The 26,694-nt window shown below is 62.5% G+C and carries 15 protein-coding genes; 9 read left to right on the top strand and 6 right to left on the bottom strand.

Annotated elements, in window-relative coordinates; translation table 11 throughout:
- Positions 1-827 precede the first annotated feature (827 nt).
- Complete coding sequence (locus OH720_RS20020; RefSeq protein WP_272602609.1) at positions 828-1,871, bottom strand: AraC family transcriptional regulator; 1,044 nt, start codon at positions 1,869-1,871, stop codon at positions 828-830.
- Between the two features lie 356 nt (positions 1,872-2,227).
- Here OH720_RS20020 and OH720_RS20015 point away from each other — a divergent pair, with 356 nt between their 5' ends.
- The 9 genes from OH720_RS20015 to OH720_RS19975 all read left to right on the top strand — a co-directional run bounded on the left by OH720_RS20015 (position 2,228) and on the right by OH720_RS19975 (position 17,149).
- On the top strand, positions 2,228-2,794 hold the full coding sequence (locus tag OH720_RS20015; protein WP_008064052.1) for an RBBP9/YdeN family alpha/beta hydrolase: 567 nt from the start codon (positions 2,228-2,230) through the stop codon (positions 2,792-2,794).
- A gap of 126 nt (positions 2,795-2,920) precedes the next feature.
- The gene (locus OH720_RS20010; RefSeq protein ID WP_272602608.1) at positions 2,921-4,924 is read left to right on the top strand and encodes a DUF1302 domain-containing protein; all 2,004 of its coding nucleotides are present in this window, start codon (positions 2,921-2,923) and stop codon (positions 4,922-4,924) included.
- A gap of 41 nt (positions 4,925-4,965) precedes the next feature.
- A complete protein-coding gene (locus tag OH720_RS20005; protein WP_272602607.1) occupies positions 4,966-6,324 on the top strand; it encodes a DUF1329 domain-containing protein in 1,359 nt (452 codons plus the stop codon).
- 209 nt (positions 6,325-6,533) lie between these two features.
- On the top strand, positions 6,534-7,622 hold the full coding sequence (locus OH720_RS20000) for a WD40/YVTN/BNR-like repeat-containing protein (protein WP_272602606.1): 1,089 nt from the start codon (positions 6,534-6,536) through the stop codon (positions 7,620-7,622).
- Positions 7,623-7,638: 16 nt separating this feature from the next.
- Positions 7,639-10,158 carry an efflux RND transporter permease subunit gene (locus OH720_RS19995; RefSeq protein ID WP_272602605.1) on the top strand — a complete coding sequence of 840 codons (2,520 nt, stop codon included), beginning with the start codon at positions 7,639-7,641 and terminating at the stop codon, positions 10,156-10,158.
- A 6-nt stretch (positions 10,159-10,164) separates the two neighbouring features.
- On the top strand, positions 10,165-11,943 hold the full coding sequence (locus OH720_RS19990) for an acyl-CoA dehydrogenase C-terminal domain-containing protein (protein ID WP_272602604.1): 1,779 nt from the start codon (positions 10,165-10,167) through the stop codon (positions 11,941-11,943).
- Between the two features lie 19 nt (positions 11,944-11,962).
- A complete protein-coding gene (locus OH720_RS19985; RefSeq protein ID WP_272602603.1) occupies positions 11,963-13,606 on the top strand; it encodes a fatty acid--CoA ligase in 1,644 nt (547 codons plus the stop codon).
- A 238-nt stretch (positions 13,607-13,844) separates the two neighbouring features.
- Positions 13,845-15,170: an OprD family porin gene (locus OH720_RS19980; protein ID WP_272602602.1), complete on the top strand. Its 1,326-nt coding sequence runs from the start codon at positions 13,845-13,847 to the stop codon at positions 15,168-15,170.
- Between the two features lie 920 nt (positions 15,171-16,090).
- Positions 16,091-17,149, top strand: coding sequence for an IS110 family transposase (locus tag OH720_RS19975; protein ID WP_272606470.1), 1,059 nt, complete (start codon positions 16,091-16,093; stop codon positions 17,147-17,149).
- Positions 17,150-17,555: 406 nt separating this feature from the next.
- On the opposite strand, the gene OH720_RS19970 is transcribed toward OH720_RS19975, so the two are convergent.
- The 5 genes from OH720_RS19970 to lldD all read right to left on the bottom strand — a co-directional run bounded on the left by OH720_RS19970 (position 17,556) and on the right by lldD (position 26,530).
- Positions 17,556-21,650, bottom strand: coding sequence for a bifunctional nitrate reductase/sulfite reductase flavoprotein subunit alpha (locus OH720_RS19970; protein WP_272602601.1), 4,095 nt, complete (start codon positions 21,648-21,650; stop codon positions 17,556-17,558).
- 399 nt (positions 21,651-22,049) lie between these two features.
- The gene (locus tag OH720_RS19965) at positions 22,050-23,756 is read right to left on the bottom strand and encodes an amidase (protein WP_272602600.1); all 1,707 of its coding nucleotides are present in this window, start codon (positions 23,754-23,756) and stop codon (positions 22,050-22,052) included.
- Positions 23,757-23,840: 84 nt separating this feature from the next.
- A complete protein-coding gene (locus tag OH720_RS19960) occupies positions 23,841-24,359 on the bottom strand; it encodes an HIT family protein (RefSeq protein ID WP_272602599.1) in 519 nt (172 codons plus the stop codon).
- Positions 24,360-24,579: 220 nt separating this feature from the next.
- Entirely contained in the window at positions 24,580-25,347 is a 768-nt protein-coding gene (locus OH720_RS19955; protein ID WP_272602598.1) for a metallophosphoesterase, read from the bottom strand.
- A 37-nt stretch (positions 25,348-25,384) separates the two neighbouring features.
- The gene (gene lldD / locus OH720_RS19950; protein WP_272602597.1) at positions 25,385-26,530 is read right to left on the bottom strand and encodes an FMN-dependent L-lactate dehydrogenase LldD; all 1,146 of its coding nucleotides are present in this window, start codon (positions 26,528-26,530) and stop codon (positions 25,385-25,387) included.
- Between the last annotated feature and the right edge of the window lie 164 nt (positions 26,531-26,694).

The raw sequence follows: 26,694 nt of genomic DNA, 5'->3' as shown, positions 1-26,694 counted from the left end.
TGAGTACATATCCATTGCTGCGGTAACGGCCTCCTATGGTTTCGCCCTTACGGCGACTCCCTTTTTCAAACGCCAAAAAGGAAGCAAAAGGCTTTGCCCCACCACTCGGTGCCTCGCTGTGGCTCGGCATGCCCTCACTCCGGCATTGCTCCGTGGGTCGCCGCGATGGGCCGTCCCTGGCCCAGCGCGGCTAAACCGGCGTCCTGCCGGTTTCCCCACTGCGCAATGCCTGCGTTCGGCCATCGTGGTTAACGGGGCACCCAGATCAAAAACAAAAGCGAGGCGGCCTGACAGCCGACCTGATCTTTTCAGATACCCCAATCCCTTGTAGCCAGGCTTGCCGGCGAAGAACGATAACGCGGTACAACAGACACACCGCAGCGTCTGATTCGCCGGCAAGCCTGGCTCCTACAGGGGAACGCGTACGGCTCCCGATCAGGTCGGCTGTCAGGCCGCCTCGCTTTTGCGTTTGATCTTGATCTGGCTTTTGATTTTCTTGCCCCATCGAGAGGCCGAGTGGAGGTTCTGCGCAGTGGGTAAACCGGCAAGGATGCCGGTTTAGCCGCGCTGGGCCATGGATGGCCCATCGCGGCGGGCCCACGGAGCAGGACCGGAGCGAGGGCATGCCGAGCCTTAGCGAGGCACCGAACGCCGGGGGCAAGAGCCCTTGGTTACTTGGGGCTCTTCCAAGTGACTCGCCGTAAGGGCGAAACCATAGGTGGCCGTTACCGCAGGAATGGATATGTACTCATTCAACAAACAACAAACAACAAATCGGCTGTTAGGCCGCCATCGCGAGCAGGCTCAATCCCACAACAGGCGCGATATCAGTAGGGCTTGGGCGGGACAGCATCCGTCGGGACTTTTGCCGAACCCTGCTTCTGCGCGCGCCACGTCGCCGGTGGCATGCCGAACTGGCTGATGAACCAGCGCGTAAACGAACTCGCCATCGAGTAACCCAGCATGTCGGCAATGCGACTGAGCGAGTAATTCGGGTTGTCCAGGTAACGCAGCACCAGGTCGCGGCGCACGTCGTTGATCACATCGTTGAACGCACAGCCATCATCCTTGAGGCGACGTTGCAGCGTGCGTACGTTCATGCCCTGGCTCTGCGCGACTTGCTCGATGGTGGCGCGGCCCATGGGCAGCAGCAGGTAGATGGCCTTGCGCACTTCGAACAGCATCGAAGTGCTTTGGTTGCTCTGCAGCGAATCGAGGTAGCCCTGGGCGTAGCGGGCCATGGCCGGGTCGGCGTTGGGGTTGGTCATGTCCAGGCTGGCGCCTGCGCAGACGATGCCGTTGAACTCACTGCCGAACTCCAGGGTACAGCCGAACAGGCGACGGTGCAGCTGCAGGTTGTCAGGAGGCTGGTGGGTGAAATTGACGCTGTAGGGATGCCAGTGTGAGCCGAGGAGGGCGGCGCACAGGCGGAACATCACGCCGATGGCAAGCTCTGTGGCCTGTCGGCTAGGCAGCGGCGATTCGGTGACCACCTCTTCGCGAATGATCACCATCTTGCCGGCCTCTTCGATGAAGATGGCCAGCGAATCATTCATCAAGTGCCGGTAATGCACCACCACCTGCAAGGCATCGCGCAACGTGCGCTGGTGGCTGAGCAGCAGGCTGACCACGCCGAAGTCCGAGAGCTGGCGTGATTCGGCCATGCTCAGGCCGAAGGTCTGGCAGCCGCTGGCGGCGGCTGAATCTTCCAGCAGGCGCACGGCGGAATCGATGGGGATGCGGTGTTCCGGCGCCTGCAGCAAGGTCTTGGTCAGCCCGACGCCGGCCAGCACATCGCGTGGGTTGAACCCCAGGTATTGAGTGACCTCCAGATAGTTGGTCAAGACGGCGGCGCGAACAAGCTTGGTCATGCGAAGGTCTTTCCTGGGCCGATTGCGATTCAAAAAAAAGCGTGGCGACTATATCCAGCACATCAGCAATTGAACAGTTGTGAAGTGAGCGGAGTCACTCGCCCATTGCTGTCCGATTTACCACTCTTGCGCAAACCTCGTCTAGGCTCACCCATTGATTACAGTGACCCGCACAGAACCTGCCGGGATTTTAGACCGGTGGTCGCACCGCGCCACCAGCGGAGCATTTGTCATGAAAAGAAAAGTGCATGACGTCCAATGAAAAGCACCTCGGGTGGCCGCTCTTTAATGTCAGTCCTACAAAAAGCCCCTGGCGACAGAGCCAGTCGAGTCATCGAGAAAGCGTAGGTGTTGAAGTGAACAAACTGCAAACTGCCGCAACCATTCTGATCGTACCGGGCCTGCGCGAGCACGTTGCCGAACATTGGCAGACGTTGCTTGAAGCCAGGCTCAGCAAGGTACGTAGTGTACCGCCGCAGGAGACCGACAAGCTCGATTGCAACAAGCGCGTGCAAGCGATCCAGCACGCGCTGGAGCAGATCGACGGGCCGGTGATCCTGGTCGCCCATAGCGCCGGCGTACTGATGGTCGCGCACTGGGCCGCGCAGCATAGCCGGCCGATCAAGGGCGCGCTGCTGGCCGCTCCACCTGACCTCGATGCCCCTTGGCCGTCAGGCTATCCATCGCCTGAAACCCTGCGTAGCCAGGGTTGGGATCCTCTACCCAAAGGCCCGCTGCCATTTCGCAGCCTGGTGGCCGCCAGTACCAACGACCACCTCGCCAGCCTGCAAGCCGTTACGCACTTGGCCGAAGGCTGGGGCAGCGAACTGCTCAACCTGGGCGACGTCGGTCATCTCAATCCTGCTGCCGGGTACGGGCACTGGCCACAAGCCGAAGCCCTCATCCTCGAGCTGGATCGCTGATTCAGGCGCCGGTTGGCCCGCGCCATCCGGCATTCACCCCCACCCCTGAAAACGTAAATCCCTGGAACAAGGGGTTACGCGGGGACTGCTGCGCTTAAAACAAATACAAAAAGGCGGAGAAACACAATGCACAACAACAAGAGTCACGGGTTCACCGCTTCACGCTACACCTTGCTGGCTTCGGCCATTCTCGCGGCAACGGTGCCGATGGCCCATGCGGTAGAGATCGAGACAGGTAGCCCGGACTGGACCGTTCGCCTGGATAACACTATCAAGTACAACTATGGCGTACGTACTGAAAGCGCTGACAAGCGCATGTTGGGCACGCCCAACAACAACGACGGCGACTACAACTTCCGCAAGTCCGGCACCAACATCACCAACCGTGTCGACCTGCTGACCGAGATGGACGTGGTCTACCAGAACCACATGGGCTTTCGCGTCAGCGCCGCCAGCTGGTACGACAAGGCCTACGAGAACACCGGTTCCAATTCCAACCCGTTCGTCAACGGCAACGGTTCGACCTCGGGCCTGATCGCCAACGACCCGCGCCTGGCCGGGGTCACCAATGACAACGTCGGCAACGGCAGCCCGCACCTGAGCAACTATGCCCAGCGCTACTACACCGGTCCGTCCGGTGAAATTCTCGACGCCTTCGTGTTCTACAGCACCGAAGTGGGCGAGGAGTCGATGCTGAGCTTCAAGGCTGGCCAGCACAACGTGTTCTGGGGCGAGACCATTCTCAACCCGGTGCATTCGATCAGCTACGGCCAGTCCGGCCTGGACCTGGCCAAGCTGGCCGCGTCGCCGGGCACCGAAGCCAAGGAACTGTTCGTTCCGCGTAACCAGCTGTCGATGTCGTTCACTGTCAACCCTGAGTTGACCCTGGCCGCCCAGTACTTTCTCGACTGGGACGCCGCACGCCTACCAGAAGCCGGCACCTACTACGGCGGCTCCGACCTGGTCGGTTTCGGCGCACAGTCGTTCCTGCTGGGTAACACTAATGCTGTCGTGCCTGGCAGTCCTCTGGGTTGCGGCCTGGCACCGTGCAACGGCTTGACCAACGTGCGTCGCGGGCATGACCTGACGCCGGACAAGCGTGGCGACTGGGGCCTCATGGCCAAGTGGTCGCCCGCCTGGCTGGACGGCACCCTGGGCGTTTACTACCGCGAAACCTCGGAAATCCTCCCGCAAGCCTGGCTGGATGCCCGGGGCCTGAGCTCGGCCAACCCGAACGGCACCCGGCCAGCCGGCCAGGTGCCCGCGGTGATCAATACGCTCAACTCGCTGAGCACCGCCACCTATCAAATGGCTTATGCCGACAACATCAAGATCGTTGGCCTGAGCCTGTCCAAGGACGTGGGCGGGGTGAGCGTCGGCTCCGACCTGAACGTGCGGCACAACATGCCGCTGGCCAGTATTCCGGCCGTCGTCAGCTCCACCAGTCCGTTGGGCCTGGGCCAGGGTCTCGGCCTGTTGCCGGCGCGCACGCCCGGCACCGGCGTGATCTATGACACCCCGGGGAAGGGCGACAGCATGGCCGCCACCGGCGACACCCTGCACTGGACGATCAACGGTCTGATGACCATGCCGAAAACCCCGGTGTTCGATTCGGCGACCCTGCTCGCCGAGGTGTACTACAGCAACTTGCTCAAGCTCGATAGCAAGAACGAGGCGCTCTACAAAGGCAAGGACACCTACCGCGGCATCGACCAGCCGACCCGGGACAACTGGGGTATTGCGGTCAACTTCACACCGACCTGGTACCAGGTGTTTCCCGGTGTCGACCTCAACGCGCCGATGTCCATCAACCTCGGTCTCGATGGCGTGTCACCGGTCTCCGGTGGCGGTGCCAAGGATACCGGTAACTACGCCGTCGGCCTCGGGGCCGTTGTGTACAACAAATACTTCGTCGACCTGAAGTACGTGGACTCTTTCGGCAAGGCCGACAAGTGCAATGTCAGCGGTGTGAGTACTGGCCCGAAAGGCGGTGACGGTGCTGCGCCGAACGCCTTCAGCGGCAACGAAAACTACGCCTGTTACGCCGGTGGCTATTCGTCCTTTTCCGGAGGGGGTGCCACGACTGAGGACCGTGGCGCCGTGTACCTGACGATGAAAACAACCTTTTGATCCAACACTGATTTGCTCAATGCAAGCAGGAGAATAACAAGATGAAATTCGTGAAAACCGTGTTGGCCGCTTCGCTGGCCATGGTCCTTGCCGCCCAGGTACAGGCCGCTGTTTCAACCCAGGACGCTGCCAAGCTGGGCAGCAGCCTGACCCTGGTAGGCGCCGAAAAAGCCGCGAACGCCGATGGTTCCATTCCGGCCTACAACGGTGGCCTGACCACGCCGCCGGCCAGTTTCAAATCCGGCGACAGCATGCGCCCGGATCCGTTTGCCAGCGAAAAACCCTTGCTGGTGATCGACGGCAAGAACGTCGACCAGTACAAGGGCTTGCTCAGCGCCACCACGGTGGAACTGGCCAAGCGCTTCCCGACGTTCCGTGTCGACGTGTTTCCGACCCACCGCACCGTTTCGCTGCCCAAGGCCATCCTCGATAACGGCGTGAAGAACGCCAGTGGTGCCAAGTCCCTGGAAGGCGGGTTGGCCATCGACAACGTGCTGCCGGGCGTGCCGTTCCCGATTCCGCAATCGGGTAACGAAGCGATGTGGAACTTCCTGTTGCGTTACCAGGGCGTGAGCATCAACTCCAAGTACGACTCCTGGAACGTTGACTCCGCCGGTGTGCCAAGCCTGGCCACCACCGGGCAGGCGTTCATTTCCTACCCGATCTACGAAAACCTTTCGCAGCCGATCAGCAGCGCCGACGTGTACTACCAGATGAAGCTGTCGTACACCGGCCCAGCACGTCGAGCCGGCGAAGCGGTGATGCTCAAGGACGCCGCCAACCCGCTGCAGCAACCACGTCGCGCCTGGCAATACCTGCCTGGCCAGCGTCGGGTCAAGCTGGCGCCGAACCTGGCGTACGACACGCCGAACCCGGGCACCGCGGGTGCGGGCACCTACGATGACGTGTTCGTGTTCAACGGTGCGCTGGATCGCTTCGACTGGAAGCTGGTGGGCAAACAGGAAATGATCGTGCCCTACAACACCTACAAGCTGACCTACGCCCAGGATCCGAAGTCGCTGACCACCGCCAATCACCTGGCACCGGACTTCGTACGTTGGGAAAAACACCGTGTCTGGGTCGTCGAAGGCACCCTCAAGGCCGGTGCCCGGCACATCTACGCCAAGCGCCGCTTCTACCTCGACGAAGACAGCTGGACCGCTCTGGCCTCGGATCAATATGACGCCCGTGGTCAGCTCTATCGTGGTTCCTTCGCCTTCCTCAGCCAGAGCTATGACAAGCAGATCCCGGACTCCACGCCCTTCATGATCTACGACCTGGTCGGTGGCTCCTACAACATCAACGGTGTAGTCGGCCCTTACGGCGGCATCAAGTACATCGATCCGCTCTCCAAGGCGCAGTGGTCGTCGGAATCCCTGGCCGGCAGCGGCATTCGCTAAGCCAACCGCAAGCAGACGCTCGCTCGATCCACTGTGGGAGCGAGCCTGCTCGCGATGGACCAGAGGGCGACGCGGGCATCCAGACAGAACGCGTCATCGTTAACGTCCATCGCGAGCAGGCTCGCTCCCACATGACCTGCGCGGCACAAGGTTCGAACGTCGGGCACACGGCTGTGTGTCCCGGCGCGGTTTTCCGAAGAGGATGCGGTATGTGTTCATACAAGAATTTCAAGCACGTGGCGTTTGGCCTGGCGCTCGGCCTGTTGCAGGGCGTCACCCACGCAGCCGATTACGTCGATGTGCTGGACCTGCCGGCCAGGGTCAGTGCCTTGGCCAGCAACAGCCCGTTGTCCGGCATGGCCCGCGCCGGTGAGCGCGTGATCGCCGTTGGCCAGCGCGGCCATATCCTGTTTTCCGATGACGCCGGCAAGCACTGGCAACAGGCTGCCGTGCCGGTCAGTGCCGACCTCACCGCCGTGAGTTTTCCCAACGCCAGTCAAGGCTGGGCGGTCGGCAATGACGGCGTGGTGCTGCACACAAGCGACGCTGGCGTGACCTGGAACAAGCAACTTGACGGTCGCCAGATCGGGACCTTGCTGGTCAAGCATTACACGGCGCTGGCCAGTGCCGAACCGGGCAACGAGCAATGGCCACTGCTGGTCGCCGAAGGCCAGCGCCTGGCCGAGCAGGGCGCCGACAAACCGTTGCTCGACGTCTGGTTCGCCAATGACAAAGTCGGCTATGTGGTCGGCGTGTTCAACCTGATCCTGCGCACTGACGATGGCGGCCTGAGCTGGACACCGTTCCAGGATCGCACCGACAACCCGCAAGGCTTGCACCTCAACGCCATCGCCTCCACCGGCGACGGTCTGTACATCGCCGGCGAGCAAGGCCTGTTGCTCAAATGGGATGACCAAACCCAACGCTTCGCCACCGTGCCGACGCCCTATCAGGGCAGCTTCTTCGGCGTGCTCGGCAAGCCTGGCGAAGTGCTCGTCTACGGCTTGCGCGGCAACGTGCTGCGCAGTACCGACGGCGGCCAGAACTGGACCGCGCTGGACAGTGGCCTGCACGTCAGCATCACCGCCGGCCTCGTCGATGCCCGGGGCCATTACCGCCTGTTCACCCAAGGCGGGCAGATGCTGGTCAGCCAGGGCACTGGCGCGCAATTGCATCTGGTGCAGCAACCGGCACGCACCCCGGTCGCCGGTGCCACCCAGGCCGCCGACGGCGCGTTGGTGGTAGCGGGCAGCCGTGGCGCCCAGGTGCTAGCCGCCGATCCAGCCCTCGAACTTTAATAGCGAGAACCCAGACATGGGCAATATCAAACAAGACGCCATGCCGGTGATCCGCGAGCTGCGCGATTTCGACCGCCGCTCTGGCAACCTGCTCGAACGCCTGGTGTTCAACTATCGGCCGCTGTTCATGCTGCTGATGGCCCTGGCCACCGTGGTCCTGGGCTTCATGGCCGTGACCCGCCTGGAACTGCGCCCCAGCTTCGAGAAGATGATTCCGCAGAGCCAGCCGTACATCCAGAATTTCCTCGAGAACCGCCAGTCGTTGCGCGGCCTGGGTAACTCGGTGCGGGTGGTGGTGGAGAACACTCAGGGCGATATTTTCGACCCTCAATACCTGGACGTGCTCAAGCAGGTCAACGACCAGCTGTTCCTCACCGAAGGCGTCGACCGTGCGTGGATGAAGTCGCTGTGGAGCCCGGCTGTGCGCTGGACCGAAGTCACCGAGCAAGGTTTCCAGGGTGGCCCGGTGATGCCCGATACCTATGAGGGCAAACCCGAACAAATCGAACAGCTGCGGCAGAACATTGGCCGTGCCGGCATCGTCGGCAGCCTGGTGGCTAGCGACTACAAGTCGAGCATGCTGATCGTGCCGCTGCTGGACAAGTCCGCCGCGGGTGGCCAGCGCATCAACTACCACGCCTTTTCGCAGATGCTCGAAGAGCAGTTGCGCGACAAGATCGAATTCGCCGGCGACAGCGCCGCGCGTAAATCCGGGGAAGAGGGCAAGGGCCCGTACAAGGTGCGGGTGATCGGTTTCGCCAAGCTGATGGGCGACCTGATCGACGGCCTGATCCAGGTGATGATGTTCTTCGGCCTGGCCGTGGTCACCTCGCTGGTCATCATCTACGCCTACACCCGTTGTGTGCGCAGCACCCTGTTGGTGGTCGGCTGTTCGCTGATCGCCGTCGTTTGGCAACTGGGCATCGTCGCCTGGCTGGGTTACGCCATCGATCCGTACTCGGTGCTGGTGCCGTTCCTGATCTTCGCCATCGGCGTGTCCCACGCGGCGCAAAAGATGAACGGCATCATGCAGGACATCGCCCGTGGCACTCACAAGCTGATCGCGGCGCGCTATACCTTCCGCCGTCTGTTCATCGCTGGCGTCACCGCCTTGCTGGCTGACGCCGTGGGCTTTGCCGTGCTGATGCTGATCGACATCCCGGTGATCCAGGACCTGGCGATCACCGCCAGCATCGGTGTTGCGGTGCTGATCTTCACCTCGCTGTTGCTGATGCCGGTGGCGCTGTCCTACATCGGCGTTGGTGCCAAGGCCGCCGAGCGCGCGCTGAAAATCGACACCCGTGCCGAGCACCACAAAGGCTTCGGCAAACTCTGGGACCTGCTCGACCGCTTCACCACGCGCCGCTGGGCCACGGGCGCCGTGCTGGTCGCGGTGCTGATGGGCATCGGCGGCTTCATGGTCAGCCTGCAGTTAAAGATCGGTGACCTTGAAAGCGGGGCGCCGGAGTTGCGCGCCGACTCGCGCTACAACCGCGACAACGCCTACATCACCAGCCACTATGCGCTGTCCAGCGACCTGTTCGCGGTGATGATCAAGACCGCGCCGGAAGGCTGCCTGAACTACAAGACCCTGGTCCTCGCTGATCGCCTGGCCTGGGAACTGCAGCAGTATCCGGGTGTGCAGGCGACGTCCTCGCTGGTCAACGCGGTACGCCAGATCACCGCCGGCACCTATGAAGGCAACCCCAAGCTCAACAGCATCCAGCGCAACCAGGACGTGCTGAACTACGCCGCGCAGCAAGCCTCGGTCAACTCGCCGGAGCTGTTTAACAACAACTGCTCGCTGATGCCGGTGATTGCCTTCCTCAAGGACCACAAGGCCGAGACCCTCGACGCCGTGGTGGCGATTGCCGACAAGTTCGCCAAGGAAAACAGCACCCAGGATCGTCAGTTCCTGCTGGCCGCCGGCAGCGCCGGTATCGAGGCTGCGACCAACATCGTGGTGCGCGAGGCCAACCGCACCATGCTGCTGTACGTCTACCTGGCGGTGACGCTGTTCTGCCTGATCACTTTCCGCAGCTGGCGGGCCACGCTGGTAGCGCTGCTGCCACTGGTGCTGACCTCGATCCTGTGCGAAGCGCTGATGGTAGCCATGGGTATTGGCGTGAAAGTCGCGACCCTGCCGGTGATCGCCCTGGGCGTGGGGATTGGCGTCGACTACGCCTTGTATCTGCTCAGCGTGCAATTGCACTTCCAGCGCCAGGGCTTGCCGCTGTCCCAGGCCTACCGCAACGCCGTGTCGTTCACCGGCCGGGTGGTCGGGCTGGTCGGTATCACCCTGGCCGCTGGCGTGGTGTGCTGGGTCTGGTCGCCGATCAAGTTCCAGGCCGACATGGGCATCCTGCTGACCTTCATGTTCCTGTGGAACATGCTCGGTGCGCTGATCCTGATTCCCGCCCTGTCGTACTTCCTGCTGCGTGAACGGGCACCACAGCCCGGCACTGTCGCGGCAAGCGAAATCACTGAATCCACTGAACGTCCCGGCATGCCCCATGCCGTGACCACTTCCGAGTAAGTCAAGATGTCTGATTACAAAGCTCCCCTGCGCGACATGCGCTTCGTACTCAACGAGGTTTTTCAGGTGTCCCGGCTGTGGGCCCAATTGCCTGGCCTGGCCGAGGTGATCGATGAAGATACCGCTGCCGCCATCCTCGAAGAAGCCGGCAAGATCAGTGGCGAAGTCATCGCACCCTTGAACCGCGCCACCGACGAGCAGGGTTGTACCTGGAGCAATGGTTCGGTCACCGCGCCAGACGGTTTTGCCGAGGCTTATCAAGCCTTCGCCGAAGGCGGCTGGGTCGGTGTCGGCGGTGATCCGCAGTACGGCGGTATGGGCATGCCCAAGGCCATTTCCGCCCAGGTCGAAGAGATGGTCAACGCAGCCAGCCTGTCGTTCGGTCTGTACCCGATGCTGACCGCCGGCGCCTGCCTGTCGATCAAGGCGCACGCCAGTGAAGAACTCAAGGAACGTTACCTGCCCAACATGTACGCCGGCACCTGGACCGGTTCGATGTGCCTGACCGAAGCCCATGCCGGCACCGACCTGGGCCTGATTCGCACCAAGGCCGAACCCCAGGCGGATGGCAGCTACAAGGTCAGCGGCAGCAAGATCTTCATCACCGGCGGCGACCACGACCTGACCGAGAACATCATCCACCTGGTACTGGCGCGACTGCCGGATGCACCGGCCGGCCCCAAAGGCATTTCGCTGTTCCTGGTGCCCAAGGTGCTGGTCAATGCCGACGGTTCCCTGGGCGAGCGTAACTCGCTGTCCTGCGGTTCGATCGAACACAAGATGGGCATCAAGGCCTCGGCTACCTGTGTGATGAACTTCGACGGCGCCACCGGCTGGATCATCGATGCGCCGAACAAGGGCCTGGCAGCGATGTTCACCATGATGAACTACGAGCGTCTGGGCGTGGGTATCCAGGGCCTGGCGCAGGGCGAACGCTCCTACCAGAACGCACTGGCGTACGCCCGTGACCGCCTGCAAAGCCGTGCGCCAACCGGCGCGCAGTGCAAGGACAAGGCGGCCGACCCGATCATCGTCCACCCCGACGTGCGCCGCATGCTGTTGACCATGAAAGCCCTGAACGAAGGTGGCCGAGCGTTCTCCAGCTACGTGGCCCTGCAACTGGACATCGCCAAGTTCAGCGAAGACCCGACCGAGCGCTCCCGCGCCCAGGAACTGGTGGCCTTGCTGACCCCGGTGGCCAAGGCGTTCCTCACCGACATGGGCCTGGAAACCACCCTGCACGGGCAGATGGTGTTCGGCGGCCATGGCTACATCCGCGAGTGGGGCCAGGAGCAACTGGTGCGCGATGTGCGCATCACGCAGATCTACGAAGGCACCAACGGCATCCAGTCCCTGGACCTGGCCGGGCGCAAGATCGTCGGCAGCGGCGGGGCGCTCTACCGCCTGTTCGCTTCGGAGATCCGCAACTTCATCGCCAACGCCCGCACTGAGCTTGGCGAGTTCACCCAACCGCTGAGCGCCGCGGTGGACACCCTCGACGAGCTGACGGCGTGGTTGCTGGACCGGGCCCAGGGCAACCCGAATGAAATCGGCGCAGCCTCCGTCGAGTACCTGCATGTGTTCGGCTACACCGCGTACGCCTACATGTGGGCGCGCATGGCCGAGGCCGTCGTCAGCGGCGATGCCGAGGACGATTTCTACACCAGCAAACTGGCCACCGCGCGTTTCTACTTCGCCCGGTTGCTGCCGCGTATCCACTCGTTGAGCGCATCGGCCAAGGCCGGTAGCGACTGCCTCTACGAGCTGCAAGCCGACCAGTTCTAAAGGACAAGGAACCTTAATCATGATGGCGACAAAAATAATTCCACCCGCCGATGGCGCCTACGCCTATCCCTTGCTGATCAAGCAATTGCTGCTGTCCGGGGTGCGCTACGAACCGGGCCGGGAAATCGTCTACGCCGACAAACTGCGCTACAGCTACCAGACCCTCAACCAGCGCATCCGCCGCCTGGCCAATGCGCTGACCGCGGCCGGGGTCAAGGCCGGGGACACCGTGGCCCTGCTCGACTGGGACAGCCATCGCTACCTGGAATGCTTCTTCGCCGTGCCGATGATCGGCGCGGTGCTGCACACGGTGAACATTCGCCTGTCGCCGGAGCAGGTGCTGTTTACCATGAACCACGCCGAGGACGACCTGGTGCTGGTACATGACGATTTCCTGCCGCTGGTGGAGCAGATCCAGGGGCGGCTGACCACGGTCAAAGGCTTTGTGCAGCTCACCGATGACCAGGCATCCGCCACTTCATTGCCGGTGCAGGGCGAGTACGAGCAGTTGCTGTCGCAGTGCCCGGACCAGTACGACTTTCCCGATTTCGACGAGAACTCGGTGGCGACGCTGTTCTACACCACCGGCACCACCGGCGACCCCAAGGGCGTGTATTTCACCCATCGCCAGCTGGTCCTGCACACCTTGAATGCCGTGGGCACTTTGGGCGTTTACCAGGGGACACCCCTGCTGCGTTCCGACGACGTGTACATGCCGATCACGCCGATGTTCCACGTGCATGCCTGGGGCGTGCCCTACGTCGCTACCCTGATGGGCATCAAGCAGGTGTACCCCGGCCGCTACGAACCCAACAGCCTGGTCCGCCTGTACCAGGAGGAGAAGGTGACCTTTTCCCACTGTGTGCCGACCATCCTGCAAATGCTCCTCACCTGTGAGCAAGGCAAGTCTGCCCGTTTCGACGGCTGGAAAATGCTCCTGGGCGGCAGCGCGTTCCCATTGGGCCTTGCCAGCGAAGCCAGTGCCAAGGGCATGGTGGTGCACGCCGGCTACGGCATGTCGGAAACCTGCCCGCTGTTGTGCCTGACTTACCTGCGCGATGAAGACCGCCAGCTACCGCTCCAGGCCCAACTGCCGACGCGCATCAAGACCGGCACCCCGGTGCCGATGGTCGACCTGAAAATCATCGATGCCAGTGGCAATGACGTCGCCCATGACGGCGAATCCCTGGGCGAGATCGTGGTGCGCGCACCCTGGCTGACCCAAGGCTATTTGAAGGAGCCGCAAAAAGGCGCCGAGCTGTGGCAGGACGGTTGGCTGCACACCGGCGACATGGCTTCCATCGACTCGTTGGGCGGCGTGGAAATCAAGGATCGCATCAAGGACGTGATCAAGACCGGCGGCGAGTGGATCAGCTCCCTGGAGCTGGAAAGCCTGATCAGCGAACACGAGGCGGTGTTGTCGGTCGCGGTGGTGGGCATTGCCGACGAGCAATGGGGCGAACGACCCATGGCCCTGGTGGTGTGCCAGCCGGGGCAGTACCTGGACCGCAAGATCCTGGAGGCGCACCTGCAAGGGTTTGTCGAGCTCGGCCGGATCAATAAATGGGCGATCCCCAAGCAGTTCAAGTTCGTCGCCGAGATTCCCAAGACCAGCGTCGGCAAGATCAACAAGAAGCTGATCCGGGAACAGGCGCTTGCCTAAGCTGTGACGTTCAACCACTGTAGGAGCGAGCATGCTCGCTCCTACAGGGGGCCTTCGGCACGCCCGATTCCAATGAAAATCCCCCCGCACTTTTTGCAAAAACCATGAGGTCGCGTACCTCATTGCGACAACTCTTATCCCTCTACGGAAATTACTTTCATCTCGTTTGAAGTTCGTGCCTCGAAATGTTCTAAGAGTTTCACAAATATTTCGACGTGACCCTCTTGAGGAGTACCGCATGTTCAAACGAGCAATACCCGCCGCCATCCTGTTGTTCGGCGGTTCGATGGGCGCACAGGCAGCAGAGCCTGGCACGCGCGGCTTTCTGGAAGACAGCAAGGCCAGCCTTTCCATGCGTACCCTGTACTTCAACAGCGATAACCGCGACGGCAGCGCCGACCCTTCCAAAACCGAAGAGGCCGCCCAGGGTTTCGTGCTGCGTTATGAATCGGGGTTCACCCAGGGCACCCTGGGGTTCGGGCTCGATGCCCAGGCATTGCAGGGAATTACCCTGGACAGCGGCGCCGGCCGCCACGTCGGCAGCGGCATGATCCCCTCGAAGGGCGACGGTGCGGCCGATGCCTGGAGCAGCTTCGGGCCCACGGCGAAGATGCGCATCGCCAAGACCGAATTGCGCTACGGCACGCTGCTGCCGAAGTTGCCGATCCTGCTTTCCAACGATGCCCGTGTGCTGCCGCAGTCCTTCACCGGCGGCCAGGTCACGTCCAAAGACATCGATGGCCTGACCATGACCGGTGGGGTGCTGGAGCACGCGGTCGGTCGTGCCTCGACCGATCGCACCGGCCTGTCGGTTGCCGGCGGCACCCAGGACAGCAACAAGTTCTACTTCGCCGGTGGCGACTACCAGGTGACCCAGGCGCTGAAGGCGCAGTACTACTTCGCGCAACTGGAGGATTTCTACAACCAGAACTTCATTGGCCTGACCCACAGCCTGCCCATCGACAGTGCCAGCGCCATCACCACTGACCTGCGTTATTTCCGCACTACCTCCAGCGGTGCCAACAGCTCCGCCGCAGGCCGGGCGCAAGGCTATCGCGTGTCGGGTTACACCGAGGACAACAACGGTGAGATCGACAACGACACCTGGGCCGCGATGATCACCTATACCAACGGTGGCCATGCCGTTGCGCTCGGCTACCAGCAAGTGGGCGATGGCAGCAACTTTGTCCAGCCCAACCAGGGCAGTCTGGTGGACAAAGGCGCGGGCGGCGGCAGCGTCTACCTGCCCACCGACCGCATGATCCAGAGCTTTGCCCGCGCCGGGGAGCAAACCGCTTTCGGTCAGTACTCCTATGACTTCGCGCCTCTGGGAATCCCGGGGCTGAAAGCGTCAGTGGCGTATCTGAAGGGCACGGGGATCAAGGTGCAAAACGCAGCGGACCAGTCCGAGTGGGAGCGTGATATGACGCTGGACTATGTGATTCAGTCGGGTTCGCTCAGGGGGCTTGCGTTCAGTGTGCGTAACGGCAAGTCGAACACTGATGCCGGGCGCAACGTTGACCAGAATCGGTTCATCATCAACTACACCCTGTCGCTGTTGTAATTGCCATTCCACCCTCGCGACGAATGAAACCCTTGTAGGAGCCAGGCTTGCCGGCGAAGGCGGCCTGACAGCCGATCTATTGTTTGTTGACCGCGTACATATCCATTCCTGCGGTAACGGCCACTTAGGGTTTCGCTCTTACAGCGAGTCACTTGGAAGAGCCCCAAGTAACCAAGGGCTCTTGCCCCTGGCGTTCGGTGCCTCGCTAAGGCTCGGCATACCCTCGCTCCGGTCCTGCTCCGTGGGTCGCCGCGATGGGCCATCCTTGGCCCAGCGCAGCTAAACCGGCATCCTTGCCGGTTTACCCACTGCGCAGAACCTCCACTCGGCCTCTCGAGGGGGCAAGAAAATCAAAAGCCAAAGCAGATCAAAAGCGCGCGAGGCGGCCTTAAAGCCGACCTGATCGGGAGCCGTACGCGTTTCCCCTGTAGGAGCCAGGCTTGCCGGCGAAGAACGATAACGCGGTGTAACAGACACACCGCAGCGCCTGGTTCGCCGGCAAGCCTGGCTCCTACAGGAAATCAGGTACATCCGTAAAAGTCAGGTCGGCTTTAAGGCCGCCTCGCTTTTGTTTTTGATCTGGGTGCCCCGTTAACCACGATGGCCGAACGCAGGCATTGCGCAGTGGGGAAACCGGCAGGACGCCGGTTTAGCCGCGCTGGGCCAGGGATGGCCCATCGCGGCGACCCACGGAGCAATGCCGGAGTGAGGGCATGCCGAGCCTAGGCGAGGCACCGAGTGGTGGGGCAAAGCCTTTTGCTTCCTTTTTGGCGTTTGAAAAAGGGAGTCGCTGTAATTGGATGGACTCGCCCGCGCCGAGGCGTCAATGCGCCACGGGGGCAGTCTAAGAAGCCACCGACAGCGAGGGCGAATCCATGAAAAAGCATACGACGGTTAAACAGTCTTTGTCTTCCAGCGATCTGTCGGCCTGCACGACAGTGGCGGTCGATCTGGCCAAGCAGGTCTTTCAGGTGGCTGGCGAAGACGCCCTTGGCCAGGTGCTTTACGAAGAACGTATCAAGTCGCGTGAAGCCTTTCACGCCTTTCTGCGCCAACTGCCGCCAAGCGTAGTAGTGCTGGTGGAAACAGGTCCAGGCGCTCAAGCATGGGCGCGCCAGCTACAGGCTCAGGGCAATCTGGCGCGGATTCTTCCGGCACAGCTGGTGGCCCAGCACCGCAGCGGCGCCAAAAATGATCGAAATGATGCACTGGCCATATTGCGTGCGGGACGGGACAGCAAAATTGCCGCGGTCCCCATCAAAAGCGCCACCGCGCTGGCCATGCAGGCCTTGCACCGGGCCCGCCAGGGTTATGTCCGTCGGCGCACAGCCATGAGTAACCAGATGCGCGGTTTGCTGATGGAGCATGGCGTTGTCCTGGCTCAGGGTGATGCGGCGATCAACCAGACCCTGCCTCGGGTGCTCGAAGACGCCACCCAACCGTTGCCGGAGATGTTGCGTGAACTGATCGACGAGCTGCTGGGCGAATGGCGCCAACTGGGCGAACGGGTCAACGTCCTGACCGGTCGCCTGGAGAAGGCCGCGAACGAGGACAAAACGGCCCGGCGGCTGATGACCGTGCGCGGGATCGGCCCGATCATCGCCACTGCGCTTTTGGCCAAGCAGACCGACCCTGAGCGCTTCGCCAATGCACGCCAGTTCGCCGCCTACTTCGGCATGGTGCCTGAGCAGAAAAGCAGTGGGCAGAAAATTCGCCTGGGCCGGATAAGCAAACGCGGCGACAGCTATGTGCGCAGCCTGATGGTTCAAGGCGCTCACGCGGTATTGAGGCATTTGCGCGCGGATTCGGAGCAGCCCGACGATCGTCGCCTGCAACGGTGGCAGGCCCGGCTGGGGCGCAAGGAAGCGGCGATACGCTTGGCGAACCGCAACCTGCGAATCATTTGGGTGCTGCTACAAAATGAGCAGACTTACCGCAGCCAACCGGCCCATGGCCGGCCAGCTGCGCCAAGTCACTGAACATAAGCGTTCTGCCACCGGGGCGCCACGGCGCTTCAGCCCCTGCTAGAAAACATTGACCCCAGGTCAGACCGTCGCGGATCGATGCCTGCGCTCTTACCGGCCTTCGAGGCCTGCATGTAATCGGCATACCGCGAGCTCAACCAATGTCGGCCAGAAGCCGCAGACAGGGCTTCCTCGAACAGGCCTTATACATAGATGCAACCGGGTAGCAGTGTTTGAAAAACAGGTGGCCAGTGGGGGCGAGTCCATACATAAGAGCGAAACCATAGGTGGCCGTTACCGCAGCAATGGATATGTACTCAGAACAATCTCCCACAAGCTTCGACGCGGCATGGATCAACCAACGCAACGCTCAAGGCCACCATCGCCGGCAACTCGGCTGTCACCGACTCCCACCAACCACTCAATAAACATCCCGCAAATAACGCTTCTGCTCACTCATCTGCCGCCAGTAATCAGCCGCGCCTTGCGGGTCCAGCCCGCCGTGGTGCTGGGCGACCTGGCGCAAGGCCTGGTCGACATCCTTGGCCATGCAGCTGGCATCGCCACAGATGTACAACCTGGCGCCGTCCTGCAGCCAGCGCCAGAGTTCGGCGCCTTGTTCGCGAATGCGGTCCTGCACGTAAATTTTTTCGGCCTGGTCGCGGGAAAAGGCCAGGCTCAGTTGTGTCAGCAGGCCATCGTGTTGCATGCCTTGCAGTTCGTCGCGATAGTAGAAATCACTGGCGGCGTGCTGTTCGCCGAAGAACAGCCAGTTCTTGCCCTGGTCGCCCCGCGCCCGGCGCTCCTGCAGGAAGGCGCGGAAGGGCGCGACCCCGGTGCCGGGGCCGATCATGATCATCGGCACATCGCCGTCGTTCGGCACACGAAAGTGTTTCGACGGCTGGACGAATACCGGTACTTCGGCGTCCTGGGCGCGGTCGGCGAGGAAGGTCGAGGACACGCCCTTGCGTTTGCCGTAGCGCACCGCGGCCACGGTGAGATGGACTTCCCGTGGATGCGCCTTGGCGCTCGAAGCGATTGAATACAGGCGCGGTTGCAGGCGCTTGAAGGTGCCCAGGAGCTCGCTCGCCGAGCAGTCCAGCGGATACTCCTGCAGCACGTCCGCCAGTTGCCGCCCCCACATCCAGTCTTTCAACTGAGCCTTGTGCTCATTGCCCAGCAGCTGTTTCAAACCAGGGTTGGCGCTGCGCTCGGCGATGAAGGCCAGGGTGTCGCTGTTGGGCCGGGCGATTTCGAAGTGTTCGGTCAGCGCCTGACGCAACGACAGCTCGCCGTATTTATCGACGCTCACCGGCGTCTCGCCATGCAACCGGGTCAGCTCGAGCAGCTCGTCGACCAGTTCCGGGCAGTTGCGCGGATGGACACCCAGCGCGTCTCCCGCTTCATAGCCCAGTCCGGAATCCGCCAGGTCCAGGGAAAACATGCGGGTTTCCTTGTGCGGGCTCTGGCGGTTCAGGTGAAGGTTTGCCAACAGCCGCGAAGCATGGGGCTTGGACTTGCCGGGTGTCTCGGCGGCACTGTTGTTAGGCGCCGGAGCGGCGACCACAGCCTCGGGCTTGAGGGTCTTTTGCAATTGCGCCAGCCAGGTATCGGCGCGCTCCTCGAACTCGGTGTCGCAATCGACCCGTTCCAGCAGGCGGGTGGCGCCCAGTTCCTGCAGGCGTTGATCGAGTTGCTTGCCATGCTGGCAGAACCGGTCGTAGGCCGGATCACCCAGGGCCAGCACGGCAAAGCGCAGCGATTCCAGGCGCGTCTGGGCGGTGCTGAGGGTGTGCCAGAAACCTTCGCCATTGTCCGGCGGATCGCCATCGCCGAAGGTGCTGCTGATCAGGGCCAGGTTCTGCGTGCTGGCCAATTTGCTGGCGGGGAAGTCGGCCATCGCGCTCAGCTCCACGGCGAAACCGCCGTCGCGCAGGCGCGCGGCCATACGCTCGGCGAGGGTCTCGGCATTGCCGGTTTGCGACGCCCAGAGCAAGGTCACGGCGGGGGCATTTTCTGCAATGGCGGGGGACAGGGTTCCAGCCTGATCAGCTACACCCGCATCGACCCGACTGAACAAGCCACCCAGGAGCCCGTCCAGCCACAGCCGAGTCTCGGTGGCCAGGGGCGCGCTGGCCGGCAGCACCGGTACACCGGCGGCCTGGCGACCGGCCGGGGATTGCAGGCCACTGAGGAAACCGGCGAGGTAGGTGCGTTCACTGTCGTTCAATTGCGGGGAGGGCAGGCGACGGATGCCCGCGAGATCGGCGAAGGTCTCGATGCTCGACATGGCGAGTTCCTCTGGTAAGGGGGATGAGTCGACGGTGGCAGGCGCTGGTGTTTGCAGGAACTGATGGTCGATCAGTTCGACACGTTGCAGGGCGACCGCACAGAATTTGAATTCGGGCTGCTGCGAGATCGGGTCGACGGCATCGTTGGTCACGGCATTGATCGCCAGGTTCTCGCCGAACACATCGTTCCAGTGAAAGGGCGCAAAGCAGTTGCCCTGGCGCACGCGGTCGCTCACCACCGCCGGCAACACGGCCCGACCGCGCACCGAGCGCACCTCGACCGGGTCCTTGTCCTCGATGCCCAACGCGCTGGCATCCTCGGGATGGATCTCGACGAAGGGGCCCGGGTTGAGCTTGTTCAGGGTCGCCACCTTGCCGGTCTTGGTCAGGGTGTGCCACTGGTGCTGCAGGCGTCCGGTGTTGAGCACGAAGGGAAAGGTTTCGTCCGGCATTTCGGCGGGTGCCATGTGCGGCCGGGCGAGGAAGATGCCTTTGCCGCGCTCGGTGGCAAAGACGATCGCCGGCTGGCTGCCATCGGCTTCGATCCTGAGCGTCTGGCTGACGCCATTGTTGAGGTAGCGAATCGGATTGCGGTCCGCCGCGGTATCGCTGGCGCAGGGCCATTGCAGGGGTTTATCACGCAGGCGCGGGTAGCTGGCGCCGCGAATGTCATAACCGGTCTTGGGGTTCCAGGCGCGCTTGATCTCTTCGAATACCTCATCGGCAGTGCTGTAGGTGAACGCCGCGGCGAAGCCCATCTCGCAGGCCACCCGGGCGATGATCTGCCAGTCAGGCAGCGTCTCGCCCGGGGGCTCCACGGCTTTTTGCATCAGCGTCAGGTTGCGCTCGGAGTTGATCATCACGCCCTCGGCTTCGGCCCAGAGCGCGCCGGGCAGCAGGATGTCGGCGTAACGGTTGGTCTCGGTGTCGAGGTAGGCGTCCTGGGTAATGACCAGCTCGGCCGCCTGCAGGCCGTCGATCACTTTCTGGCGGTTGGGGCCCGACGCGACCGGGTTGGTGCAGATGATCCAGCAGGCCTTGATCCGTCCGGCGCTCATGTCTTCGAACATGGCCACGGTGCCGCCACCGGCGCTGCGCGGCAGGCGGTCGCGCGGGATGCCCCACAAATCCTCGATGAATTCGCGGTCCGCCTCCACCAGCATCGACCGCTGGCCGGGCAGGCCTGGGCCCATGTAGCCCATCTCGCGACCGCCCATGGCGTTCGGTTGCCCGGTCAGGGAAAACGGCCCGCTGCCGGGCCGGCAGATCGTCCCGGTGGCCAGGTGCAGGTTGCACAGGGCGTTGGTGTTCCAGGTGCCGTGGGTGCTCTGGTTGAGCCCCATGGTCCAGCAGCTCATCCACTGCGCGGCTTCGCCGATCCATTGCGCGGCCTGGCGAATGTCCGCCTCGGGCAGGCCGGTGAGGTGCGCGACCCGGGCTGACGGATAGTCCTCGAGAAACTCCGGCATGGCGTCCCAGCCTTCGGTGAACGCCGCGATGAAGGCTGGGTCGGTGTGGCCGTTTTTCACCAGCAGGTGCAGCAAGCCATTGAGCAATGCCAGGTCGGTCCCAGGCTTGATCGGCAGGAACAGGTCGGCCTTGTCCGCGGTGGCGCTGCGCCGTGGGTCGACCACGATCAGCTTCGCCCCGGCCTTGACCCGGTCCATCATGCGCAGGAACAGGATCGGGTGACAGTCGGCCATGTTGGCGCCGATGACGAAAAACAGGTCCGCCTGATCGAAGTCCTGATACGAACCCGGAGGGCCGTCAGAACCGAGGGAGAGCTTGTAGCCGCTGCCGGCGCTGGCCATGCACAGGCGGGAATTGGATTCGATGTTGTGGGTACCGACAAAACCCTTGGCCAGTTTGTTGATCAGGTATTGGGCTTCCAGCGACATTTGCCCGGACACGTAGAACGACAACGCATCGGGGCCGTGGCGCTCGAGGGTGTCTCGCAGCCGGCTGGCCGTCTCGCTGATGGCCTTGTCCATGGCGATGCGCACCGGGTCGCGGCGGCGTTCGTGGCGCAGGTAGGCATGCTCCATCCGGCCCGACTCGGCGATGGCCTGGCCGCAGGTGGTGCCTTTGGTGCAGAGCCTGCCGGCGTTGGTCGGGTGGGCCTTGTCGCCGCTGACCTTGACGACCCGGTTGTTTTCGACCTGCATGACGATGCCGCAGCCCACACCACAATAGGGACATACACTGCGTACGGTTTTGCTTGCCATCCTCGCCCCTCGAATCTCTTGCCGGCCGTTGCCGAAGCCGGAAACAAAAAAGGCGCCATGCGGCCCACCGTCAGTAAAAACGGGGGACACACGGCGCCTTTGTCGTATGCATGCAATCAGCGTTGACTGCAGGGTTGAGGTGTTACTAGCAAGTCACGCGCCAGAAATGCGCTTGAGGTCGTGATCGAAGCCAATACACAGGTGGGGGCACGGCTTTACCGGGTGAAAACCGCAGTTTTGTGCGGTTCTGGGGCGAGGGGAGACCATCGAACGTCGGTGCCAAAGAACGGCGCCGCATCCGCTGTCTGCACTTTTATAAAGCGCCACGTGCACCCGGGTGCACCAGTCGGTGGCGGTGGCGGGACTGGCGCCTGAAACGCTCCAGTCCCGCCCGTACGATCACTCGCCCAGCGGTGGGGTACGCGGCGGGATCAAGCGCTTGGAGCCTGTGGCTTCGAACGCCGACGCCAGGCGCAGCAGGCTCGAGTCGTCATAGGCGCGACCGGCAAAGGTCAGCCCCACGGGCATGCCGATGTCTGGCATTATCCCCATCGGCACGGTAACCGTTGGTACACCTAGATGGCGTATCGCGAGGTTGCCGTTGGCCACCCAGACACCGTTGCTCCAGGCGATGTCCGCCGCCGCCGGATCGACGTCGGCATTGGCCGGGCCGACGTCGGCGACCGTCGGGAAAATCACCGCATCGAGCCCCAAACCATCCATCCACTGCTCAAGATCGATATTGCGGGTGTGTTCGAGGCCGCGCAGGCCGTCCGGCACCGTGGGGATCTGGTCCCACGGGGTAATGCCGCGCTCGGCCATGCGCACGTACTCGTCCATGCCGGCGGCAAGGTCGCCCTCGCGGTTGGGCAGGGTGCCCGGGTCGTGGGGGAAAATCAGCGGCCCGTCGACATCGACCAGGCGGTTCAATTTCGGATCGCCGTTGGCCTGCAGGAAGTCGTCGAACGCCCAGGCCGTCAGGTCCCACAACTCGTGATGCAGGAACTCCTTGGACACGATCCCGCGATTGAACACGGTCGGCGCACCGGGGCGATCGCCCTCGCAGTTGGAGACGAGGGGGAAATCGACCTCGATGACCTCGGCGCCAGCGGCTTGCAAGGCTTGGCGTGCCTGTTCCCAGAGCCCGATCACCGACGGCCGGGTGTGAATGCGCTGCCCGGTCGGGCCGCCGATGCCAGGGGACTCGCTGGTACCGGCCTCGGGATCGGCGTTGATGTACATGCGCGGAACGCCCAGGCGCTTGCCGGCCAGTGCAGCGGCGTTGACCGCCAGGTCTTGGTAAGAAGCGGGGCGCACCGAATCGACAGCCGGAATCGGCACCCAGGGTTGCAGGCGCCACAGGTCGCCGCGGGTGTCCGGGTCCTCGGCCACCACCACGTCGAGCACCTCGAGCAGGTCGGCCATGGTCCTGGCAAACGGCACGACCACGTCCATGGTCGGCGTCAACGGCCAGTTGCCGCGCACCGAGATCACGCCGCGTGACGGCGTGTAGGCACACAAGCCATTGTTGGACGCAGGGCCGCGACCGCTCGACCAGGTTTCTTCAGCCAGGCCGAAGGCGGCAAAACTCGCGGCCGTGGCCGTCCCGGCACCGTTCGAAGAGCCCGAGGCGAAGGGGGCGGTGAGGTAGTCGGCGTTGTACGGGCTTTCTGCGCGGCCGTAGACGCCACGCTGCATACCGCCATTGGCCATCGGCGGCATGTTGGTCTTGCCCAGGCAGATGGCACCGCCGGCGCGCAAGCGTTCGACGGTGAATGCATCGCGATAGGCGACCAGGTCCTTGAAGGCCGGACTGCCGGAGGCGGCGGTGAGGCCCTTGACCAGGTAACTGTCCTTGGCCGTGTAAGGGATGCCATCAAGCGGGCCCAATGTCTGGCCCTTGGCTCGACGAGCATCGCTGGCCTGCGCCTCTTGCAACGCATCGGGGTTGCGCACCACCACCGCGTTGAGCGCAGTGGGCGTCTGGGGCGTGTCGTAGGCATCGATCCTGGCCAGATAAGCCTGGACCAGCGCAACGGCGGTGGTCTGGCCGGATTCGAGCGCAGCGCGCAGTTGGGCAATGGAAACTTCGGTGACTTCGATCATGCGGTGACTGCCGGCTGTTGATGGGGGATGCGCTGGGTGAGGCATCCGGGTACGCCCGTCATGTTAGCACCGCGATCGCCGAAGTCAGCTGTCGACTTGAACAAGCAGGCGCTGGCTCACCGGACTGAAGGCTGTGCGCAAACGGTCGATGACCTGGTCGATCGACGGCCCTTCAATGGCCGGAGGTAACGGGTTCTCGCCAAATTCACGCCAGATGAACAGGGTCATTTCCGCGCCATCGGTCAGCGTATGCGCAGCGGCACTGGCGCCGAAGTTTTCCAGCAGCCTGTAGCGCTCATCCTGCCAGAACAGGTCTTCGACCCACTGATACACCGGTATGTAATGGAAATGGATGGGGAAGCGCGGATCATGGCCGAATCGGCTGATGTAGAGCCACTTGGGCTTCAACTCCACTTGCAGGGTTTTCTGGACTCTGGCGAGCAGTACGCCCATCTCGGCCAGGGCCTGCTCGGGAAGGTCGGACAGCGAATTGGCGTTGTGCCGGGTTCCCAGGACCAGGTAGCCGGGCAGCGCCGAAGACATATGGTGGTTGAGGATCCAGTGGGCGGTTTCATGAATGATGAAACGGGGGGCGATGTCCATGGGTCAATGTCCGTTGGCGAAGTTGCCGAAAGGGGCGATCTGGTTGGCCATGACAGATACTAAATCCAGCAAAGGGCCATGCGATACGATTTTTGTGCTGAGGCCATGGGCAAGGCCCGAAGGGCTGTTCCCTTTGGGCGCGGGCAATGTAGGGGCAAACCCTGCCACCGACCACTAGACAAGGGTGTGGCCGGTTAACGCTTTGGTATGAGAGCAGGGATCATGGATTCAGCTCAATCACATGGGCGGAGTTGAATTGAGCATTTTCATTGACACCCCCCTTGGCATAGCCCCGGGCGTTGCACATGACCCGGGTCTTGCCGATCCGGTAATCGAAGCTGCCATGGGTGTGCCCGTGCAGCCAAAGTGCGGGCTGCCACGTCTCGATCCGTTCCCGGAGGTCTGAAACGAAACTCGCGTTGATCGGCGAATCGGCGAAACCCGGGCTGATGCTCAAGCGTGTCGGCGCGAAATGCGAGATCACCACCGTGGGGATGTCGGGGTCGGTGGCAAAGCAGTCTTCCAGCCAGGCGACCGTCTGCATGAACAGCATCTGGGAAATGGCCGGCGTGAACAGGTCTGGAAAATCCGGCGAAACCTTGATGCGGCTGAAGTCGCGGATGAGCCGGGTGGCCATGTCGATCCCCTGCGCCCGCTCTTCTGCCTGATCAAAGAGGCGATAATCGGACCACAGGGTACAACCGAGGAACCGTACGCCGTCGTGAATATGCGCCGTGCGTTCCAGCACGCGGATCGGTGTGCCTTGCGCCAACCTGTGCAACTGATCGTAGGTCGAGATCAGGTCACTGCCATAGAACTCGTGATTGCCGGCCACGTACAGCACCGGTATCGGGCATGCCCTGGCCCACTCGATGGCCGCGGCCGGTCGGGATATGTCGCCGGCCAGGATCAGGATATCGGCGTCCACAGCCGGAAAAGGCAGGGTATCGACGGACAAGTGGATATCGGAAAGCAGGGCGATGCGCATGGAACGGTTCCTGGCAGTCATGAAGGTTGGTGGCCACTTACTTGAGGGGATGGCGCACCAGAATCGATTCGTTGATCTGATCAATAGAGGTGACCCCCGTCAAGGTCATGGCCACGCGCATTTCCTTGGCGAAAATATCCAGCATGTTTTCCACCCCGCGTTGCCCATCGGCCGCCAGTGCATAGGCCATGGAGCGTCCCAGGAGCACCCCTTTTGCGCCCAGGGCCAACATGCGCACCACATCCAGCCCCGAGCGGATCCCCGAATCGACCAGCACCTTTAGGTCATTGCCGACCGCTTGCATGATCGGCGGCAACGCTTGGGCCGTGGAGAGCACGCCGTCCAGCTGGCGGCCGCCGTGGTTGGAGACGATAATGCCGTCGGCGCCAAAAGTGACCGCATCCCTGGCGTCTTCGGGGTCGAGAATGCCCTTGATGATCATCGGGCCTTTCCAGAAGTCGCGAATCCACTCCAGGTCGCTCCAGCTGATCGAGGGGTCGAAGTTGTTGGCCAGCCAGCCGATGTAGTCTTCGAGGGTAACGGCCTTGCCGAGGTACTTCGAGACGTTGCCCAGGTCATGTGGACGGCCCAGCAGGCCGACGTTTAAGGCCCAGTCGGGTCTGGTCATAGCCTGCAGCATCCGCCGCGACGATGCATAGGGACCGGACATGCCCGAATGGGCATCGCGATAACGGGCGCCAGGCGTGGGCATATCCACCGTGAACACCAGGTTCTGCACACCGGCGGCCTTGGCGCGTTCCAGGGCGTTTTTCATGAAGCCCCGGTCCTTGAGCACATACAGCTGAAACCAGATGGGTTGTTGAGTGTTGGCGCAGACTTCTTCGATCGAGCACACCGACACGGTGGACAGGCACAACGGGATGCCCTTGTTTTCGGCGGCCTTGACCGCCTGCACCTCACCGCGGCGGGCGAACATGCCCGTCAGGCCTACCGGTGCCAACACGATGGGCATCGACAGTCGTTGATCGAACAGGGTGGTTTGCAGGCTCAACGCTTCGACGTTCTTGAGGATCCGCTGGCGCAGGCTGACCTGCGTCAAGTCGGCGCTGTTGGCCTTCAGCGTATGCTCGGCATAGGCTCCGCCATCGATGTAGTCGAACAAAAAACGCGGGAGCTTGCGACGCGCTGCCTCGCGATAATCGGATGCGGACGAAATGATCATATTGCCGATGCCTCGGGCTGATGAGGGACGGTGACGTCTGTCGAGCGTGAAGGCAGATTAGCCCATGCCATCGCAACCCTGTTGAAAAGCCGTTCAAACCTTTTGTGGCTGCAACATGGCCGCAACAATGCGCGCCTATGATCCGCCTCAACCAAAACTCAGGG

The organism is Pseudomonas sp. WJP1, assembly GCF_028471945.1.
In the GTDB taxonomy this organism is placed as follows: Bacteria; Pseudomonadota; Gammaproteobacteria; order Pseudomonadales; family Pseudomonadaceae; genus Aquipseudomonas.
Note: the sequence above shows the minus strand (reverse complement) of the source record. Positions and strands in the feature narration are given on the sequence as shown.

Excerpts from the sequence above, each read along its gene's own strand:
- OH720_RS20020 (WP_272602609.1), bottom strand. The coding sequence starts at position 1,871 with ATGACCAAGCTTGTTCGCGCCGCCGTCTTGACCAACTATCTGGAGGTC.
- OH720_RS20010 (WP_272602608.1), top strand. The coding sequence starts at position 2,921 with ATGCACAACAACAAGAGTCACGGGTTCACCGCTTCACGCTACACCTTG.
- OH720_RS20005 (WP_272602607.1), top strand. The coding sequence starts at position 4,966 with ATGAAATTCGTGAAAACCGTGTTGGCCGCTTCGCTGGCCATGGTCCTT.
- OH720_RS20000 (WP_272602606.1), top strand. The coding sequence starts at position 6,534 with ATGTGTTCATACAAGAATTTCAAGCACGTGGCGTTTGGCCTGGCGCTC.
- OH720_RS19995 (WP_272602605.1), top strand. The coding sequence starts at position 7,639 with ATGGGCAATATCAAACAAGACGCCATGCCGGTGATCCGCGAGCTGCGC.
- OH720_RS19990 (WP_272602604.1), top strand. The coding sequence starts at position 10,165 with ATGTCTGATTACAAAGCTCCCCTGCGCGACATGCGCTTCGTACTCAAC.
- OH720_RS19985 (WP_272602603.1), top strand. The coding sequence starts at position 11,963 with ATGATGGCGACAAAAATAATTCCACCCGCCGATGGCGCCTACGCCTAT.
- OH720_RS19980 (WP_272602602.1), top strand. The coding sequence starts at position 13,845 with ATGTTCAAACGAGCAATACCCGCCGCCATCCTGTTGTTCGGCGGTTCG.
- OH720_RS19970 (WP_272602601.1), bottom strand. The coding sequence starts at position 21,650 with ATGGCAAGCAAAACCGTACGCAGTGTATGTCCCTATTGTGGTGTGGGC.
- OH720_RS19965 (WP_272602600.1), bottom strand. The coding sequence starts at position 23,756 with ATGATCGAAGTCACCGAAGTTTCCATTGCCCAACTGCGCGCTGCGCTC.
- OH720_RS19960 (WP_272602599.1), bottom strand. The coding sequence starts at position 24,359 with ATGGACATCGCCCCCCGTTTCATCATTCATGAAACCGCCCACTGGATC.
- OH720_RS19955 (WP_272602598.1), bottom strand. The coding sequence starts at position 25,347 with ATGCGCATCGCCCTGCTTTCCGATATCCACTTGTCCGTCGATACCCTG.
- lldD (WP_272602597.1), bottom strand. The coding sequence starts at position 26,530 with ATGATCATTTCGTCCGCATCCGATTATCGCGAGGCAGCGCGTCGCAAG.